The 17,836-nt window shown below is 40.8% G+C and carries 15 protein-coding genes; 7 read left to right on the plus strand and 8 right to left on the minus strand.

The genetic code is table 11. The features are described 5' to 3' along the window. Positions 1–32 precede the first annotated feature (32 nt). From ACL8WY_RS10810 to rocD, 6 genes are all read right to left on the minus strand, one after another. Complete coding sequence (locus ACL8WY_RS10810) at positions 33–1,946, minus strand: outer membrane protein assembly factor BamB family protein (protein WP_436514745.1); 1,914 nt, start codon at positions 1,944–1,946, stop codon at positions 33–35. 116 nt (positions 1,947–2,062) lie between these two features. Continuing rightward, complete coding sequence (locus ACL8WY_RS10815) at positions 2,063–2,680, minus strand: response regulator (protein ID WP_436514746.1); 618 nt, start codon at positions 2,678–2,680, stop codon at positions 2,063–2,065. Between the two features lie 101 nt (positions 2,681–2,781). Further along, on the minus strand, positions 2,782–4,563 hold the full coding sequence (locus ACL8WY_RS10820; RefSeq protein WP_436514747.1) for an ATP-binding protein: 1,782 nt from the start codon (positions 4,561–4,563) through the stop codon (positions 2,782–2,784). 79 nt (positions 4,564–4,642) lie between these two features. Continuing rightward, positions 4,643–6,550, minus strand: a complete 1,908-nt coding sequence (locus tag ACL8WY_RS10825) for a tetratricopeptide repeat-containing sensor histidine kinase (protein WP_436514748.1) — start codon at positions 6,548–6,550, stop codon at positions 4,643–4,645. 88 nt (positions 6,551–6,638) lie between these two features. After that, positions 6,639–9,854 carry a S41 family peptidase gene (locus ACL8WY_RS10830; protein ID WP_436514749.1) on the minus strand — a complete coding sequence of 1,072 codons (3,216 nt, stop codon included), beginning with the start codon at positions 9,852–9,854 and terminating at the stop codon, positions 6,639–6,641. Between the two features lie 87 nt (positions 9,855–9,941). Continuing rightward, on the minus strand, positions 9,942–11,219 hold the full coding sequence (gene rocD, locus ACL8WY_RS10835; RefSeq protein WP_436514750.1) for an ornithine--oxo-acid transaminase: 1,278 nt from the start codon (positions 11,217–11,219) through the stop codon (positions 9,942–9,944). 107 nt (positions 11,220–11,326) lie between these two features. Between rocD and ACL8WY_RS10840 the strand changes: the two genes are divergently transcribed. The 7 genes from ACL8WY_RS10840 (at position 11,327) to ACL8WY_RS10870 (ending at position 16,782) form a co-directional block, all read left to right on the plus strand. After that, entirely contained in the window at positions 11,327–11,422 is a 96-nt protein-coding gene (locus ACL8WY_RS10840) for a DUF5522 domain-containing protein (protein WP_436518056.1), read from the plus strand. A gap of 60 nt (positions 11,423–11,482) precedes the next feature. Next, entirely contained in the window at positions 11,483–11,722 is a 240-nt protein-coding gene (gene rpmB, locus ACL8WY_RS10845; RefSeq protein ID WP_436514752.1) for a 50S ribosomal protein L28, read from the plus strand. Positions 11,723–11,867: 145 nt separating this feature from the next. Then, positions 11,868–13,316: an aminopeptidase P N-terminal domain-containing protein gene (locus ACL8WY_RS10850; protein ID WP_436514753.1), complete on the plus strand. Its 1,449-nt coding sequence runs from the start codon at positions 11,868–11,870 to the stop codon at positions 13,314–13,316. A 129-nt stretch (positions 13,317–13,445) separates the two neighbouring features. Then, the gene (rpmG, locus tag ACL8WY_RS10855) at positions 13,446–13,628 is read left to right on the plus strand and encodes a 50S ribosomal protein L33 (RefSeq protein ID WP_436514754.1); all 183 of its coding nucleotides are present in this window, start codon (positions 13,446–13,448) and stop codon (positions 13,626–13,628) included. 2 nt (positions 13,629–13,630) lie between these two features. Further along, a complete protein-coding gene (locus ACL8WY_RS10860; protein ID WP_089355257.1) occupies positions 13,631–13,780 on the plus strand; it encodes a DUF4295 family protein in 150 nt (49 codons plus the stop codon). Between the two features lie 93 nt (positions 13,781–13,873). Next, positions 13,874–14,827 (plus strand): signal recognition particle-docking protein FtsY, encoded by a 954-nt coding sequence (gene ftsY / locus ACL8WY_RS10865; protein WP_436514755.1) that lies wholly within the window; start codon positions 13,874–13,876, stop codon positions 14,825–14,827. Between the two features lie 17 nt (positions 14,828–14,844). Continuing rightward, the gene (locus tag ACL8WY_RS10870; RefSeq protein WP_436514756.1) at positions 14,845–16,782 is read left to right on the plus strand and encodes a tetratricopeptide repeat-containing sensor histidine kinase; all 1,938 of its coding nucleotides are present in this window, start codon (positions 14,845–14,847) and stop codon (positions 16,780–16,782) included. Here ACL8WY_RS10870 and ACL8WY_RS10875 read toward each other — a convergent pair. Then, positions 16,772–17,125, minus strand: a complete 354-nt coding sequence (locus ACL8WY_RS10875; protein ID WP_436514757.1) for a LytR/AlgR family response regulator transcription factor — start codon at positions 17,123–17,125, stop codon at positions 16,772–16,774. The genes ACL8WY_RS10870 and ACL8WY_RS10875 overlap by 11 nt on opposite strands. Positions 17,126–17,157: 32 nt before the next feature. Then, complete coding sequence (locus ACL8WY_RS10880; RefSeq protein WP_436514758.1) at positions 17,158–17,793, minus strand: DUF6134 family protein; 636 nt, start codon at positions 17,791–17,793, stop codon at positions 17,158–17,160. Positions 17,794–17,836: the final 43 nt, after the last annotated feature.

The following is a 17,836-nucleotide window of genomic DNA, read 5'->3' on the forward strand; positions in this document are numbered from 1 at the left end:
CATGCAGTTGATCGCCAGACATGATCGCGTAATTAAAAGCTGTAGCTAATGATTTGTTTCTTGTCAGCTTTGAAAAATACCTGACCCGAAACCTGGTCATAGTCATATATCGGTTCTTTTTCGCTCAGTAATAGCGTGCCTAGTTCTTCACCCGTTCTTCTGTCTACTTTCACGAGACCTGAGCTTTTGGCCTGGCCACCTTCGCCGACACGGGTAAGAATCATTCGGATATCTCCTTTACTTACAGTGGCGCTAAATTTCTTCTTTGCTTCAGCACCAACCATTCCCGCAGCATTGTATAGGTCTTGAGCCTGCTGCGCGTACATTTTACTGTAGTAATCATTGGTTCCATATCTTGAATATGCAGCTGTGTGAGCGGATTGCATTTGTGCTGCTGCACCCATTGCCATTACAGAAGCCTGAGCGGCACGGAGGGCAATTTTGGCTGCCAGACTTAAACCAGGTGCTTCCCAGTATTTGTCAAATCTCACTGAACCATCTGGCTCGAGCATCACCATATTGTTGTCATCCATGAATAGATAACCACCTGCAACTAGCTCAGCGCTGGTTGGAGAAGCATCCTCGCCTTCAAATTTTTTGGCGAGTCCATTATGAAGCACTTTATAGTCGCCTGTTAGAAGATCAATTTCATATAGATGACCATCGATAACCATAACCTCTTTAGTTAACTCCGGCTTATATCTTAAGGAAGGTACTTCCAGCATTCCTTTTTTGTTCCAGATTAGCTCTCCATCATATTGGATGTAACCTAATCTTCCTTTAATGTCAGTGTACATCACGCCGGTCGCAGCGATTTGGTCGATGTTGATTCCTTTGATTTTCTGATCCCAGATTACTGAGCCATCTTTTTTGTTGAGAAGCATTAGCTGTTTCCCTTTGGAGGTGGCCAGGATTCCTTTGTCCCCCAAGTCGACAATATATCCATCGATCTTTTTCACTTCCCATTTGATACTTCCGCTCTGCAGATCGTACAGGGTAAACCATTTGTCGTCGATTACTACCACTCCTTCGCCTATCGCCGACATAGTGGGAACCACCTTTAGTTTCAATTCTTGCTCCCATAGCTTCTTACCTGTGTTCATTTCCAGGGCAGAAAGTGATCCGCTGTTTTTCTTTTTCTCAAAGAAGTAGCCATAAGCCAGGTCGAGGCTGAGGTCGAAACTTTCGAATGTTTGATTTTTAAGACTGGTGTTGTACGCCCATTTTACCTCGCCGGTTTTTGGATTCATTTTGGCAATCTGAGTAGTTCCGGGAAGGACAATGTCACCATCATCAAGCAGTGCGGGAAATCCATTCACTGCGATTTCTTCATTTGTCCAGATGATTTTTTGGGAAAGTAGGTCTACCATTTTTGTGATGTTAATGGTTGGCTTTCCTTTTTGCATGTAGTCTACATATGAGGTAGAAATGATAACCATTCTTAGATCAGGTAGATAGCCTGTGCCGTCATAGTTGAAGGTGGCCATTTCTCCGAAAAGTGGAACTTTAGTGATTGGCATTTCAGCAATTTTCGGACTGATTACTTCTTCTCCTGTCTGGATGTTGATGATGGCGTATTGCTTGAATTGATATCCATCAGAAAACTTCAGCTCTACATAATCAGAAACTTCAGGAAACTTCTCATCGCTGAGTACCCTAATGAAATTTTCAAATGCGTACTTGGCACCTACTTTTTTACCGTCTGCACCTTTCATTTTCTTGGCTTGCTTGAAAGCGTCGCTAGTCCACAGGATATTGCCATCACGGCTGTCTACTCCATGAAGTTTGAAATCACCGGTTCCTACCAAAAGGATACCGCTTTCAGTTATACTGTTCCATTCCACTTCACTTTCAAAATCAAGTTGCCACAGGGCATCTTGTGCTCTTGTCTGGCTGAATACTACAAGTAGCATTAAGCCTAAAATTGTTTTTAACGTGTTTTTCATGTCGGATCGAAATTTATTCGCGGTTTGATTTGATAATCAAAGTTTGATGAATAAATGCTCCGATAGAATCCTGTTAGGATGGGATATTTGTATACCGTGAAACCCGTAGATGTGAGCTAGATCAAGTTGTTGGCGTAGGCGAATTTGATTAGTCCTACAAGGTTGTTCGTGCCGGTCTTTCTGAAGATATTTTTCCGATGTGTTTCTACCGTTCGTTCACTAATGAAAAGTTCTTCGGCCATTTTTCGGTTGGTGTATTCTTTTGCAATGAGTTTGAGAATTTCTCGTTCACGGTCAGTAAGCAGTTTTTGTTCTTCTGTACCATTGAGTCCCTTCATCAGCATTGAATTCACATCAGAACTCAGGTATACCTTTCCGTTTTTTACTGCACGAACTGCACTTACTAACTCTTCATGAGAGTCCTTTTTTAGAATGTATCCATCGACTCCTTCTTTTAGGATTTCTTTAATTAGGTGCGCTTCATCGTGCATGCTTAGCACGATTATTTTTATATCAGAATACTTACGTTTTACCTTTCTTACAAGTGCAAGTCCATCATCGTCTGGAAGGTTATAATCGGTGATGAGCAGGTCTACATTTTTTTGCGTCAATTGATCTAAGGTTTCCTGAACGGAACCCGCTGAACCTACTACCTCCATATCATCTTCTACAGAAAGAATTTTGACTAGACCACCCAACAAGATGGCATGATCGTCGGTAAGAAATATTTTCATTTTTGTGGATTTCTCTCTTCCTATGAAAGATAGTAAATTCATTCGTCTTCGTATTGCCTATTCAATTGAAGCTCAAATAAGGAATAGAATATGAAAGATTGCTATACCGTTTCCACGGTATTTTCATTCCCCTCGGGAACATGAAGTTTGACAGGGGCATTGACGATAAGTGTGTTCCCTTTTTGTCCCTGGACGGTTTCTATCTCAAGATGACCGTGGATAATATTGGCGCGCGTGTTCAAATTTTTCCAGCCATTCCCTTTTCCTCTGTTCAATATGGCTTTATCAAAGCCCGAGCCATTGTCCTCTATGAGCAAGGTGATTTCTTCCTGATCTTTGGTGATCTGAAGGGTGACACGATCAGCATTTGAGTACTTAAGAATATTGTTTGTCCATTCTTGTGAAATGCGGAAGAGTGAAATCTCCTGAATCTCAGTCAGTCGTTTCTCTAAGCCAAAGACATTGAGCTCAATAAAGATTTTGCCTGTCTGATTTACCCGATCTGTGAATTCTTTCAAGGCACTTTCAAGTCCATTTTGAATCAGAGTTTGCGGCATCAGATCGAAGCAAATGTTTTTCAATTCGCCATACATTTCATCAATGACTTTTGAAGAAGCTTCAAATACTTGCTGTCGTTCATTGGGTTTAGCGTCATCTTTTAAGTTGTTGAGGTTCATGTTTAGAATGGAGATCATCTGCCCAAATCCATCATGAAGATCTCTTGCATACCTCGAACGTTCTTTTTCCTGAGAAGAGATAGCAGCATTGATTTCAGCTTCGCGAGCCTTTCTTCTGTGCTCTTCTTCGATCTTTTCAGCTTTCAGCTTGGAGCGTTGCCTGTGTTGGACAAAAAGGAACAAGAGTAAAGAGATGATTCCAGCAGCGCTAAACAGCAGAATGTTTTTTTGATTAATCTCTGCTTGTTGAATTTGAATCTCCGTCTCTTTTTTCTCGGTTTGGTATTTTGTTTCAAGCTCAGCCACTTGCTGACTTTTCCTTTCATTGAAGAGGCTGTCTTTTACCTCGATGTGCTGTTTATAAAAAGCAAGTGCATCTGCATACTCACCTCTCTTTTCTTTGACTGTAGAGATCATCTGCAAGACGTGCTTTTCAAAATCAGCGAATGAAACCTTTTGAGCGACGACAAGTGCTTCACGAAAATAGCTTTCAGCTTTATCTAGCTCATTGATTTCAAGAAGCATTTCACCAATGTTATTCTTTACGATGGCATAGCCTACTTCATCATTGATGATCCGCTTAAATTTTGCTGCCAGGCCAAAGTAATACTCTGCGCTATCATAAACACCCAATTGTGTATACACCATACCAAGGTTATCGTAGTTGTAGCTGAGTCCGATGGTATCTCCAATGGCTGATTTTACGGAAGTGGATCTTAAGTAATAGCTGAGCGAAGTGTCGAGCTTATTTTGCTGAAAATACAGGACACCCAGATTATTGAGACTATTTCCTATTCCGGTGGAATCGTTTTGCTCATGAGCATAGCTTAATCCGTCGTTGAAGTATTTGTCAGCCAACTCATAGTTGTCTTGCTTCTTCTGTAAAGTTCCAATGAGGTTCAGGATTTCTGCTGGTTTCTCTTTAGACTTCAACACAATAAATATGTCAAGCGACTGCTGGTAATTATACAAAGCCAGTTCGAACTGTCCCAAACAATAATGAGCAAGCCCAACCTGTAGTAATGCCTGGGCTTTTAAAGTTGATTTTTGAGCCTTTTCAATCCCTAGCTTTTGAAGTAACAGAAGGGTGCTATCACAAGGTAACGACGCTTTGTTAATCTCCTCAAGTGAAGATTCGGTTAGGGCCGTTTGTGATTTTGCGGTGGTAGAGACGCAAACAAGAAATGCTAAGGCGAGCCATTTCATGAACTCAATATGTGAAAATATATGGATGAGTAAAACTATTTTCGTTTAACTCAGCATTTGCAAAGACGATTCGCCTATTTTATACTTTTACGAAAGATTCTTCTATAGCCTTGATTGTGCTTGGCGCGTTGACAATTAACACATTTCCTTTTACGCCTTCTCTAGTTTCAAGCTCTAGTTCGCCTTGGATGAGGTTGGTTCGGGTGTTTAAGTTTTTCCATCCATTACCTTTTCCAGAGATGAGTAGTGTCTTGTCAAATCCACTTCCATCATCTTCGATCAAAAGAGTGATTTCACCTTCATCTTTTGTAATCTGTAGTGTGACTTTGGAAGCGTCGGAATATTTCAAAATGTTGTTGGTCCATTCTTGTGAGATTCGATACAGGGAAATTTCCTGGATCTCCTGAAGACGCTCATCAAGTCCGAATGTATTGAGTTCGAGGTGCACTTTCCCAGCGTGATTGATACGATCTGCAAATTCTTTCAATGCACTTTCGAGACCATGCTTAATTAGTGTTTGTGGCATCAGATCGAAGCAGATGTTTTTAAGCTCGCCATACATATCATCAATAACCTTGGACGAGGCTTCGAATACTTCTTGTCGTTCGTTGGGTTTGGCGCCATCTTTAAGATTTTTGAGATTCATATTTAGTATAGAAATCATCTGTCCAAAGCCATCATGCAGGTCACGTGCATAGCGTGCTCGTTCTTTTTCCTGAGAAGAAATGGTGGCATTGATCTCTGCTTCCCGTGCTTGAAGCTGTGCTTCTTGTAGTTTTAGTTGCTGCTTCTTTTGGAGCCTGCTTCTTTGCAATAAAGCCAGGGTGATGATGAATATAATTACGAGAATTGAAGCAATGAGTAAAACCCGGTTGCGCTGGAGGGCAGCAGTTTGCTCAGCTAATTGAGACTCTTGAAGAATGATTTGTTGTTCTTTCTTTTCTGTCTCGTACTTAGTCTCAAGCTCTGCGATTGCTTTATTCTTTTCTTCACTTATGAGGCTGTCGGCATAGGCTTTGGAAGTGACCAGGTGGTCAAATGCTTTTTCGAAATCACCTTGAGCCTGATACAGCCCTGCTTTATTGAGGTAGCCATTTTCAAGGTCTCTTTTACTGCCAATCTCCTTGCTCATAAGGATACTGCTATCCAAATAGCTTTCTGCCAACCGGTAACTTCTGTTTTGAACAGCTACCTCAGCAATGTTTCCCATGACAGCCGGGATACCTTGCTTGTCACCTAACTGCTTATCAATTTGAAGAGATTTTTGAAAATAAATTATTGAACTGTCCAGGTCATTCTGGTAATATTTCAATGCACCTAAGTTGTTTAATCCGGCGCTAATGCCTTTGAGGTTGTTAACTCTTTTTTCATAGTTTAAGGATTTACGGAAATACATTTCAGAGGAATCCAACTTACCAGTATTTGCATAAATAATGGCTATGTTGTTGAGTACATCGGATAGGTTATCTATGTCAGTGCCATCGTTTAGCTCTAGTGTTTGGTTGTAGTAATACAATGCTCGTGTGTAGTCTCCTGATTTCATGTTTACAACACCGAGGCTATTGAGGACTATGGCCTGTTCCTTTAGATCGCCCTCATTTTCAAATATTTTTAACGCTTTGAGATTATATGAGATAGCTGAGTCATATTCTCCCAGATATCGATAGCAAACAGCTTTGTTGTGATACGAATTTGCTTTCACCTTTTCAATCTTGCTTAGCTGAAACGCCGTGTCTGAATGATCGATACCTTCTTTAAATTGACCTGCATTTCGATAGGCGATTCCGGCAAGTAAGTGGTAGTAAGAAGCATCTGCGCTAGAAAGTTTATTGTCTAGCAAACGTTCTTTGGCAATTTGAATGATGGAGTCTGGATTGGAAAATGAAAGTTGCTTGAGCTTAGCGAATTTATCTGGTTCTGACTGAGCAAAAAGGTCAAATACAATGAGTGTGCAAATTAAGATGGAGACGCGTCGAGTGATGAACATTTGTAGGTAGTAAGTAGATTTTGCAGCAATGAAAATAAAAAAAAGCGGATGACCTAGAGCCATCCGCTTCGAAATCGTTAAAAAAATCTTAATTTTTCTTTGTTGCTCTTTTTGAACGTATAGGAGGTGCTGGTTCTTTTTTCAATTCTACAGCATCCGTTTCCAACTTCTCAAGTGCAATTTCTATGGCTTTATCCAATTGTGGGTCTTTGCCTTGTAGTACAAGCTTTGGTTCTTGAATTACTTCTACATCTGGCGCGATACCTTCACCTTCTACAGCCCATTCACCATTCACATCAAAGAAACCGCCACGCGGTGCGATCATTCTACCTCCATCTATAAATGGCGGAGTATCCCAAGTACCTACAAGGCCTCCCCAGGTTCTTGTCCCTACCAATGTGCCAATTTTCATTTCACGGAAAAGGTATGGGAGCAAATCCCCACCGGACCCAGCTCGTTCATTGATTATCATCACTTTTGGCCCCCAAACGGCAGACATTGGAGTGGTCCAAGGTTTATGGTCACCAACCTTACTGTTGAAGTATCCATAAAGTTTACGATTCATCACATCTGCTATATAATCAGCTGCAGAGCCACCACCATTGTTTCTTTCATCCACAATCATTCCTTGCTTGTCTTGTTGTGCGAAATAGTAACGATTGAATGATTGATAACCTGGACCGCCGGTATTAGGCACATAAGTGTAACCAATCTTGCCGTCCGTTTTTTCATCAACATACCTTCTGTTATCCTCAATCCAGGCTCGAGACCTGAGTCCGTATTCATTACTAATTGGCTCGACGTAATACATTTTTGCTTTAGAAATGTCTGTAGACTTGCCCACTTTGATTGAAATGGTTGAACCAGCGGTTTGTTCGAAGAAGCTGTAAATGTTTTTGCTTCCCTCTACTGCTACTCCATTAACCTCCAATAGATAATCCCCTTCATCAATATCTATCCCAGGCATCGCTAATGGAGCCTGAAGGTTGGGGTTCCAATTTTCCCCAGTGAAGATTTTAGCTATTTGATACTTTCCGTTTTTGATGGAATAGTCTGCTCCTAAAAGCCCTACAGGCACACGATCGACATCTGGATAATCACCACCTCGGGTATACGAGTGTCCAACTGCTATTTCGCCACCAAGAATGTCAATGATGTAATTCATATCCTGTCGATGCTTTACATGATTGACCCAAGGCTTGTACCAAGTGTAGATTTGATCCCAAGGAGCCCCATGCTGATTGTTGACATAAAGAAAATCTCGTTGATATCTCCAGGCTTCTTTGTATATCTGTTGCCACTCTTCACTAGGTTTAACTCTCATTTTGATGTCAATGCTGAGTCTACCATCAGTGGGTTTCTGACTTTTGCCCGAAGTTGAAACAATTCCCCAATTTGATCCGGATCTGTAAAGCATTTGCTTTCCGTCACTCGAGGTTTGTGCCGATTGAATGCCCGACATAAATTCCGATGATTCTCGTTCACTTAAATCGTATTTATGCAAGGTGATGCCATTTTGATTGGGGACATTTTCACCATAAAACACTGTATTTTCAGGGCCGGCAACCAATCCGGTATAGTTTCTTTGAGGAACATCCAAAGCAATGATCCTATTGATTACACCGTCATCAATAGAAACTGAAACATCAGAATCTCCTTCCTCACCTTTTTCCTCTTCTACCTCTTCATCACTTTGTGGAAGAAGTGGAGAAGGGTCTCCGGAGGATAAAATTGCAGCATATAGCCCTCGTGTTACAGGTATGTTATATGAACTCATATCCAGCCAGCCAGTATTTAATCCCCAATTGGTGCTGGCTAGGAAATACATGTATTTGCCACTGCTGTCCCATACGGGTGCTAACGCGTCGGCCATCTGATCAGAAATGTTGATGATCTTGCCTGACTCTATGTTGTAAGCTTTAACTACTTTGAATTGAGCATCAGTCAATTTCACATAGGCGATCCATTTGCTGTCAGGTGACCAAACTGGATTCATGGATCGGTTGGGATGTGCATATCTCTCTGTATCAGCTTTCTTAGCCTCACCGGATTCGAGATTTAATACCCACATATTGAAATCCGTATCTGTATAGCTGATATACTTACCATCCGGTGACCAGGTCGGACGAAAGTAAAATGTTGGGTTTGGTAACGGATAGGTTTTTTTGATTTTCGATCCGAATTGATCGCTAATCACAAGCTGATATTCTCCACTTCTATCAGTGAACCACGCAATTTCATTACCGTCCGGAGACCAAACAGGATATCGGTCCGCAAAAGATGATTTAGATATATTTCTCCAAGATCCATTTTCTTTTGGGACAGTAAAAATCTCACCCCTATATTCGAAAAGTGCTCTTTTACCTGTTGGCGAAAGTGACGCATTTTGCATTGCACTTCCGGATGCATTGTCCCAGCGCTCGCGAGCCCAATTTAAATCTCCTTTCACTTTGATTTCCAACTGCTCACGATCTCCGGTCTTAGGATCGATTGAATGCAGATAGCCACCTTGTTCATATACAATAAGGTCATTCGATGCATCAAGACTCTTCACATCAAATTGGGTGTGAAAGGTGATTTGAGTGTACGCCTTCGTCTCTAAGTTGTATTTCCAGATATTACTCGTATAGTCTCTTTCCGATAGGAAATAAACCTCTCCACCAAACCAGACTGGATCAAGGTGTCTTTCTTTGTCAGGTTGGGGCGTGGTTTGAAGCTCGTTGGTCTTCAGGTCCAGGATCCAAATGGGCATGGCCTGCCCTCCTCTATAATTTCGCCATTCCGGATCCCAGGAGGTGATCGGGGTATAAGCAGCGTATTTACCATCCGGAGATATTTCTCCATAGGCGATTCTTGGAATGGACATCTCGGTCGGGAAGCCTCCATCCACGCTAACAGTATAAAACTTATTAAGCCGGGTGGGATGTCCTTTTCTGATGGATGCAAAAATCACCTTTCCGTCGGGTGACCAGCCTTGTACTCTGTCGGCGCCGGGATGATACGTCAGTCGTTTTGGAGCTCCACCTTCAACAGGAACTATAAACACATCAATGTTGCCATCGTACTGTCCACTGAAGGCGATCCATTTTCCATCGGTTGAAAAATGTGGAAAAGACTCGGCTCCAATTGAGGTAGTTAATCTGGTAGCATCTCCGCCACTTCGATCAACAACCCAAAGGTCATTGGCATGTACAAAAACGATTTTGTCTTGGCTTACAGTAGGTTGACGAAGCAACATGGTGCCTTGTGAAAAAGCACAAAAAACACTTGCAAGAAATAGATTGGTAAAAAAAATCCTCTTCATGATATATTAGGGTTAGGCTAATCAAGATAGCCATTCAGCCTATGTATCACAAAGAGAACTTTATGAATGGTAGATGCTTAGCAGTACCTACTTTTCGAATTCTGCGACAGTTTTTTCGATGATGTCGCAACATTCATGGAGCTGCTCTTCGGTCATCACCAAAGGAGGAGCAAACCTGATAATATTTCCATGTGTTGGCTTAGCAAGTAACCCATTGTCCTTTAATCTAACACAGATGTCCCATGCTGTGGAACTATCTTCAGAGTCATTAATTACAATTGCGTTTAGTAGACCTCTACCTCGAACAAGGTTCACAAGATTTGATTTCTCAATCATATTGTTCATTCGATCTCTGAATATCTCGCCTAGCTTTCTGGCATTCTGTGTGAGTTTCTCATCTCGAATTACATTCATAGCTGCAACTCCAACAGCTCCCGCTACAGGGTTGCCGCCAAAAGTAGAGCCATGCTGTCCCGGCTGGATTACTTCCATAACTGTATCATTGGCAAGTACTGCAGAAACCGGGTACGCGCCACCAGACAAAGCTTTTCCGAGGATCAAAATGTCAGGCTCTGTATAGGTGTCTTGTTTTTCACAATGTCCCTCGCATGAGCAGTCGCCGCACACTCGAAGAAGAGCCCCTGTTCGGCCGATCCCGGTCTGCACTTCGTCTGCGATGAAAAGAACTCCATTTTCCTGGCAAAGTTCTTTTGCTCTTTTAATGTATCCTTCATCCGGAACCATTACTCCAGCCTCTCCTTGAATTGGCTCAACCAAAAATCCGGCAATATTCTCTCCTTGAAGCGTGCGTTCCAGTTCAGTGAGATCATTGTAAGGGATTCGAATGAAACCCGGTGTAAATGGACCAAAGTTTTTGTTTGCTACCGGGTCGTTTGAGAAAGAGACGATTGTTGTGGTTCTACCATGGAAATTATTGTCACAAACAACAATCTGCGCTTTGTTCTCATCTATTCCTTTTTTCTCATATGCCCATTTTCTACAAAGCTTAATTGCGGTTTCCACCGCTTCCGCTCCAGTATTCATTGGGAGCACTTTGTCAAAACCGAAATACTCAGTAATAAATTTTTCGTAAGGGCCAAGAACATCGTTATAGAAAGCGCGCGAGGTTAACGTAAGCGTCTCCGCTTGTTTGGTCATTGCACCCACAATTGCAGGGTGGCAGTGACCTTGATTAACGGCAGAATACGCAGATAGAAAATCATAATACTGCCTTCCTTCTACATCCCAAACATGTACGCCATCACCTTTTGCCAACACCACAGGAAGTGGGTGGTAATTATGGGCTCCATGCTTATCTTCCAGTTTTATTAAATCTTCGCTCGTCATTGTCTTATTTTCTAACATAGTTTTGCCGTTTATAATCTATTTGCAAGATTAACAATTTAACTGCGGAGGCGCAATTGAAACAGGACACAGAATCGGAAGATTATTATATAAATGAACAGGGACTTATGGTGTTTACGGAGAAGTTTCACCTGAAAAGAGGCTACTGCTGTGGAAGTGGCTGTTTACATTGTCCATATAATCATCAAAATGTCAGACAATAGTTTGCATATTGAATTGAAATCCCGATATTTGCACTCCATTTTTGAAAACGGGATAGAAAGATGTCAAAAGTTTGCGATATAACCGGTAAAAGACCACAAGTAGGAAACAACGTTTCTCACGCTAATAATAAGACCAAAAGAAGATTCAATCCGAATCTTCAGAAGAAGCGATTCTACATTCCTGAAGAGGATAAGTGGATTACTTTGAAAGTGTCTACTTCGGTGCTGAGAACAATCAATAAAAACGGAATCACTTCTGTGCTTAAGAAAGCTAGAGCAAACGGAATGGTGATCAAATAATTGATTCTTTTAAAGAAATTGAAACCCTGGCGTTACGTCAGGGTTTTTTTATGCCTTTTATCCAGTATTTCTGCCAGTGTTGGATTGGATTGGAATGTGTGATATCCAAGCGTATTATATTTAATGTTCCAAAAAAATAATTAAGATGAAAAAAATTCTCACCCTGATTCTAATTGCTGTATCGATTGGAACACTTGCTCAAAACGAGCCCGATGATTTTCTAAAAACTGAATTTCACATTGAACGGAGAGCATTAGTTAGAGAAAAGATGCCAGATAATTCAGTCGCTGTATTTTTTGCAAATCCTGTGAGGAATAGAGCCAATGATGTTGATTTTATATATCATCAAGACCCTAACTTTTTTTACCTAACCGGATACAGAGAACCGCATGCAGTTCTGATGATTTTTAAAGAAGAGCAAGAAGGCCCTGAAGGCAGCTACAAAGAGATTATTTTCATCCAACCACGTAATGCCATGGCTGAGATGTGGACAGGAAGAAGAATGGGAATTGGGGGAGTTAAAGAAAAGCTAGCCTTTAATCAGGTTTTCAATAACACCGACTTTGAAGCTTATAATATTGATTTTTCAAAGTTTGATAAGGTGCTATTCTACGACTTTTTTAATGATGTTCGCGACACAAGAGCTGAAGGAGATCTCTATGATTTGATTGTTTCATTTAAAAGTAAATCAGGATACCCAACAGAAGGAGACTTAACTATAGAGTCAGCTGCCAATAATCTGGACATGGAAACGCTGGATCAGATCATGACGGATTTGAGAGGTATAAAAACAGAGGATGAGATCGAGTTACTTAGAAAAGCTGTTGATATTTCCTGCATAGCACAAGCAGAAGTGATGAAGGCCATGAAGCCGGGAATGAGCGAGCGTGAAGTTCAGGGTATTCATGAGTTCATTTTCAAAAAGTATCAAGCAGAGTATGAAGGATATCCGTCAATTGTGGGGGAAGGAAACAACGGGTGTATTCTTCATTACATAGAAAATTATAAACCTGAGATCAGCAGTGACAAAATGATCCTTATGGATTTGGGTGCCGAATACCATGGTTATACAGCAGATGTAACAAGAACGATTCCTGTTGATGGATCCTTTTCTGAAGAAGAAAAAGCAATTTATGATTTGGTTTATAAAGCTCAGAATGAAGCAATCAAAGCTGCAAAGCCAGGCTTGAATATCGGAAGAGATTTGGATGCTGCAATTGCGCGAAAAATCATCAACGAAGGCTTAGTGGAATTAGGCATTATCGAAAGTGCAGATGAGCGTCACTTATATTATCCACATGGACTGGGTCATCACATCGGATTGGATGTACATGATAAGGGAAATTATGAATATCTGGAGCCGGGAATGGCTATCACAATCGAGCCTGGAATATATATTCCAGAAGGTGCAAAATGCGATGAAAAGTGGTGGGGAATTGCAGTTCGAATCGAGGACTGCATTCTAATCACAGAAGATGGAAACGAGCTTTTATCTGATCTGGCGCCTCGAAAAAGCGAGGAAATAGAGGAGCTGATGAAAGAGCCAAGTCCATTAGACGCATTTGTATTACCAGAGCTCGGAGAAGACAAATAATGAATCCTTTAGAATTAGTTAAAAATAGCTGAACTAACGTTTTTAAAATCAACTAATTCTACTACATTTGCACTCCTTTTTAAAAGCCGAAGCATTTGCGAAGGCGTTTTTTGGAAAAGACAAAATAAAATGGCGAAGAAAGGAAATAGAGTCCAAGTAATTCTTGAGTGCACAGAGCACAAAACCAGTGGTCTTCCGGGCACGAGCCGGTACATCACTACCAAGAACAGAAAAAACACTCCTGATCGAATTGAGTTGAAGAAATATAACTCGATCATGAGAAAGTATACAGTACACAAAGAAATTAAGTAACCATGGCAAAGAAAGTAGTAGCAACTCTTAAGCAACCAGGTGGAGCGAAATATGCCAAAGTGATCAAAGCGATCAAAGGCGATAACGGATCTTATACGTACAGAGAAGAAATGGTTCTCGAGGGTGACGTAAAAGATACGCTAGCGAAGTAAGAAATTAAATCCTAAAAGAAGGAAGCCGCTCCGACGTATAAGTCAGAGTGGCTTTTTTTATATTCACCAATATCACCTAATCCAGTAAAACCAATGGGTCTAAAAAGCTTTTTTTCTAAAGACAAAAAAGAGTCTCTTGACAAAGGACTCGAAAAGTCGAAACAGAACTTTTTCACCAAGCTGAATAAAGCAGTAGTTGGAAAATCTACTGTAGATGCTGACGTATTAGACGAATTGGAAGAGGTACTCATCACTTCAGATGTTGGCGTAGAAACTACCGTCAAGATCATTGATCGGATAGAAGAACGAGTAGCGAAAGACAAGTACTTAAATACTTCTGAGCTCAATCGGATACTTCGTGAGGAAATAGCAGGCCTGCTTTCAGAAAACAATACCAAAGACCTAGTTGATTTCGACATTCCTCAAATTGACGGGCCGTATGTGATACTCGTCGTAGGGGTCAACGGTGTCGGGAAAACAACTACCATTGGAAAGCTAGCCTCTCAATTTAAGGCACTGGGAAAAAATGTTATTCTTGGAGCAGCTGATACTTTTAGAGCAGCAGCAGTTGATCAATTGATTATGTGGGGCGATCGTGTTGGTGTACCTGTAGTTTCTAAAGGAATGAATACCGATCCTGCGGCAGTAGCTTTTGAAGCAGCCAAACGAGGAAAAGAAGAGAACGCAGACGTGGTGATTATAGATACCGCAGGAAGACTCCATACCAAGGTAAACCTGATGAATGAGCTTTCTAAAATCAAGAATGTAGTTCAGAAATTTATACCCGAGGCGCCTCACGATGTGATGTTGGTATTGGATGGTAGCACAGGACAGAATGCATTTATTCAGGCAAAAGAGTTTACAAAGGCAACGGATGTCACATCTCTTGCAATTACCAAACTGGACGGAACAGCAAAAGGTGGGGTGGTCATTGGAATTTCTGACCAGTTCAAAATTCCGGTCAAATACATAGGTGTGGGAGAAAAAGTGGAAGACCTGCAGGTATTTAATAAGACTGAATTTGTAGATTCCTTTTTCAAAAATTAAAAGCTACCTTGTAGCTAATGAAGAAGTACGCCATCTTTTTCACGAGAGGTTTTATTCTATTATTGGCTTTGATTCCTTTTTCAAGTCTGAGCCAGACAGTTCTTTTGGATAGCTTGCTAAGCCGTTATAATTCAAGTAATGATAAGCAAGAAAGGCTAACATTATTACGCTCAATAACTGCCGAAGAACCGGAAACCAATCAAAAAATTGTCTATGCAAATGAGCTGCTCGAACTGGCAAGAAAGAACAATTCCTATTTTTTCGAACATTCAGCGGAGCTGCAACTAGGTGTAGGTTATCGATTCATGGGTGATTTAGCTCAAAGCCTCACCCATTTATTAGCATCGCTGGAAATTGCAGAAAGTAATAACGATGAAACATTAATCGGTTCATCCCTGGGAGAAATTGCAGCCACGTATGCAAGCCAGGGAGACATTAAAGCTTCGGTTCAATTTTCCGACAGAACCATCGATATTTTTAGAAATAGGAAGGATACATTGAACCTTTCGATTGCCTTGCTCAATACGGGGTATGATTATTATACACTCGGTGAGTTTGATGCTTCAATCATGTACGGCAGAGAGGCAGAGCGCTTAGTCTCCACTTTTTCTGAATTGACCACAAACAGACGAAAATCTCTACTTGCATATATTCGTGGAAACATGGCAATAACGCAAGCAGCCCTTGGAATGAAAACGCAAGCAGTAGAGGCGCTGAACGAAAGCATTGAAAATCTAAGATCAATAGAAGACTACTATGCTGTTGCTGATTTTTTAAAATTTTTGGGAGAGGTAGAATTTGAAATTGGAAAGATCGATAAGGCAGAAGAAAGTGCCACCGAAGCGCTCACTTTAGCTCAAACCTATGGCTTGACAGAACTCAATAGAGATCTGAATTTATTACTCTACCGTATCAATGCATCAAAAGAAGAATTTAAAGAAGCACTGGACTATCATTTGATATACTCGGAGTTAGCAGATTCGATAGAGAATAAAAATGTAATTAGGCAAATGGCTAAGCAAAGATCGGCCTTTGAGTTAGCGCAAAAGCAGTCCGAGGTTGAACTACTAAGAGTTCAAAAGAAGAATCAACAAGCCGTTATTGTAACGGCGACTGTTGTTGTATTTGCGTTCGCGATACTAGTCATTGTAATTTTCGTTTACTACCGATCTAAAATACGAGTGAACCGAGTTCTTAAACGTCAAAAAGTGGCTTTGGAAAGGCTCAACGAAACCAAGGATAAATTCTTTTCTATTATATCACATGATCTCAGAGGCCCTGTCAGTTCACTCTTTGGGGTGAGTGGCCTTATCAGGCACTTCGTAAAAGAAAAAAACAATGATCAACTTTTGGAGATGGCTGATCACATGGAGACATCTGTAGAGAGACTTTCCAATCTACTTGATCAGTTGCTGAACTGGGCTATGCAGCAGCAGGGACACTTTCCCAACGTTCCTGAGAAAGTAAATATTACAGAGATGATCACAGAAATAAATGGGATGTTTTCGAATATGGCCAATGGCAAGCAGGTGTCATTATCATCCTACATTTCTGAGCCAATCCTTCTTTGGGTAGATCGAAATAGCGTGCATACCATTTTTAGAAATCTGATTAATAATGCGATCAAATTCACACCGGAAGGTGGAAGTATTGAAGTGGAGGCAAAGATTGGTAATGAGATGGTTGAAATTTCGGTTTCTGATTCTGGTATCGGAATCCCTCAGTCAAAACTTGATAAGTTGTTTAATCTGGATGGAGAAGGAGCGACTTATGGAACTGCCGGGGAGAAAGGTCTGGGCCTGGGTTTGCAGTTAGTGAAGGAGTTTATGGACATGAACAATGGTTCAATATCTGCGAAGAGCAACGAAGGTGAAGGCACCACATTTTTAGTGAAACTCCCGCTGTTTGATAAAAGCGAGGTTCCCGACAAGGAATTGGTGAAACCTATTCAGTGACTACATCCTCTATTACTTTTCGAAGGAGTTCTTGAGTTAAGCTTACCTTTCTGATATACTTATCAATTTTCAATTTCTTTTCCCTGGCAGGTTGATTGACATGAGCGGAAATCATTACAATTTTTGGCTTTTTGTCCAAGGTGTCCAAAGTCTCAAACCCATCGAGGTAGGGCATTTCAAGATCGATTAGTAAAACATCTGGCTTTTTCTTTACGACCTGCATTATGCCATTCACAGGGTTGGGATGTGTACTTATCAGCTCCATATTATCATATTTATCAAAATATGAAGAAATCATCTGCAAGAATAAGGGATCATCATCAATAGCAATACACGTGATCATGGCTAGGAAAATTTATGGAAAAATAGTGATTTTTAATCCACAACAGGAGAACCACCGACAATCTTCTTGGATTGAACTTCACGCAATGATTCCTCGGTCATTCGAAAATAGAACTTGGCAAAATCCCGATTGACCTTCACTTCTGAACAAATACCATTGGTATATGTATACAGGTTGATGCCATCTGCAGATTCCATCTCATATTGATGTTCGCCCACCTTGCTAAATACAAGATTTTCTCCAAACTGTGGTGAAAAAACTTCTTGACCATCATAAGGTTCTTCAAAGTAGATTGCTGCTACAGAATATTCAATTCGATCGTTAATTTTTGTTCTGGCGCCATTTAAATCAAGGGTGTATTTTTCACCGTCAAACCAGATTGTAGATTTCTTCTGAGTAGATCCATTCAATTGATTGTGAGTAAATTCCTTTATCAGCTGACCATACTTATATTCACTCGTGGATTCATAGTCCACTGTAAATGAAAACAGAATCCTAAAGGTGACTTTGCTTTCTATTTCATAATTAACCTGGTTTTCAGACATCATTCGCTTTACCGTCATGTCTCCAAGTTTTTTACTTCCTTTTACCACATCATAGTGAAGCTTCTGCGCAATAGAAGTCTGGCAGACAATCAATGAAATTAGTATGGTAAAGGTTTTTATCACTTGGTAGAAATCATTTAGCTTAATGACAGGAATTATTTCAGAA

The sequence above is a fragment of the Ekhidna algicida genome, assembly GCF_051379705.1.
In the GTDB taxonomy this organism is placed as follows: domain Bacteria; phylum Bacteroidota; class Bacteroidia; order Cytophagales; family Cyclobacteriaceae; genus Ekhidna.

Excerpts from the sequence above, each read along its gene's own strand:
- rpmG (WP_436514754.1), top strand. The coding sequence starts at position 13,446 with ATGGCGAAGAAAGGAAATAGAGTCCAAGTAATTCTTGAGTGCACAGAG.
- ftsY (WP_436514755.1), top strand. The coding sequence starts at position 13,874 with ATGGGTCTAAAAAGCTTTTTTTCTAAAGACAAAAAAGAGTCTCTTGAC.
- ACL8WY_RS10860 (WP_089355257.1), top strand. The coding sequence starts at position 13,631 with ATGGCAAAGAAAGTAGTAGCAACTCTTAAGCAACCAGGTGGAGCGAAA.
- ACL8WY_RS10870 (WP_436514756.1), top strand. The coding sequence starts at position 14,845 with ATGAAGAAGTACGCCATCTTTTTCACGAGAGGTTTTATTCTATTATTG.
- ACL8WY_RS10820 (WP_436514747.1), bottom strand. The coding sequence starts at position 4,563 with ATGAAATGGCTCGCCTTAGCATTTCTTGTTTGCGTCTCTACCACCGCA.
- rpmB (WP_436514752.1), top strand. The coding sequence starts at position 11,483 with ATGTCAAAAGTTTGCGATATAACCGGTAAAAGACCACAAGTAGGAAAC.
- ACL8WY_RS10825 (WP_436514748.1), bottom strand. The coding sequence starts at position 6,550 with ATGTTCATCACTCGACGCGTCTCCATCTTAATTTGCACACTCATTGTA.
- rocD (WP_436514750.1), bottom strand. The coding sequence starts at position 11,219 with ATGTTAGAAAATAAGACAATGACGAGCGAAGATTTAATAAAACTGGAA.
- ACL8WY_RS10850 (WP_436514753.1), top strand. The coding sequence starts at position 11,868 with ATGAAAAAAATTCTCACCCTGATTCTAATTGCTGTATCGATTGGAACA.
- ACL8WY_RS10875 (WP_436514757.1), bottom strand. The coding sequence starts at position 17,125 with ATGATCACGTGTATTGCTATTGATGATGATCCCTTATTCTTGCAGATG.
- ACL8WY_RS10840 (WP_436518056.1), top strand. The coding sequence starts at position 11,327 with ATGGTGTTTACGGAGAAGTTTCACCTGAAAAGAGGCTACTGCTGTGGA.
- ACL8WY_RS10830 (WP_436514749.1), bottom strand. The coding sequence starts at position 9,854 with ATGAAGAGGATTTTTTTTACCAATCTATTTCTTGCAAGTGTTTTTTGT.
- ACL8WY_RS10815 (WP_436514746.1), bottom strand. The coding sequence starts at position 2,680 with ATGAAAATATTTCTTACCGACGATCATGCCATCTTGTTGGGTGGTCTA.
- ACL8WY_RS10810 (WP_436514745.1), bottom strand. The coding sequence starts at position 1,946 with ATGAAAAACACGTTAAAAACAATTTTAGGCTTAATGCTACTTGTAGTA.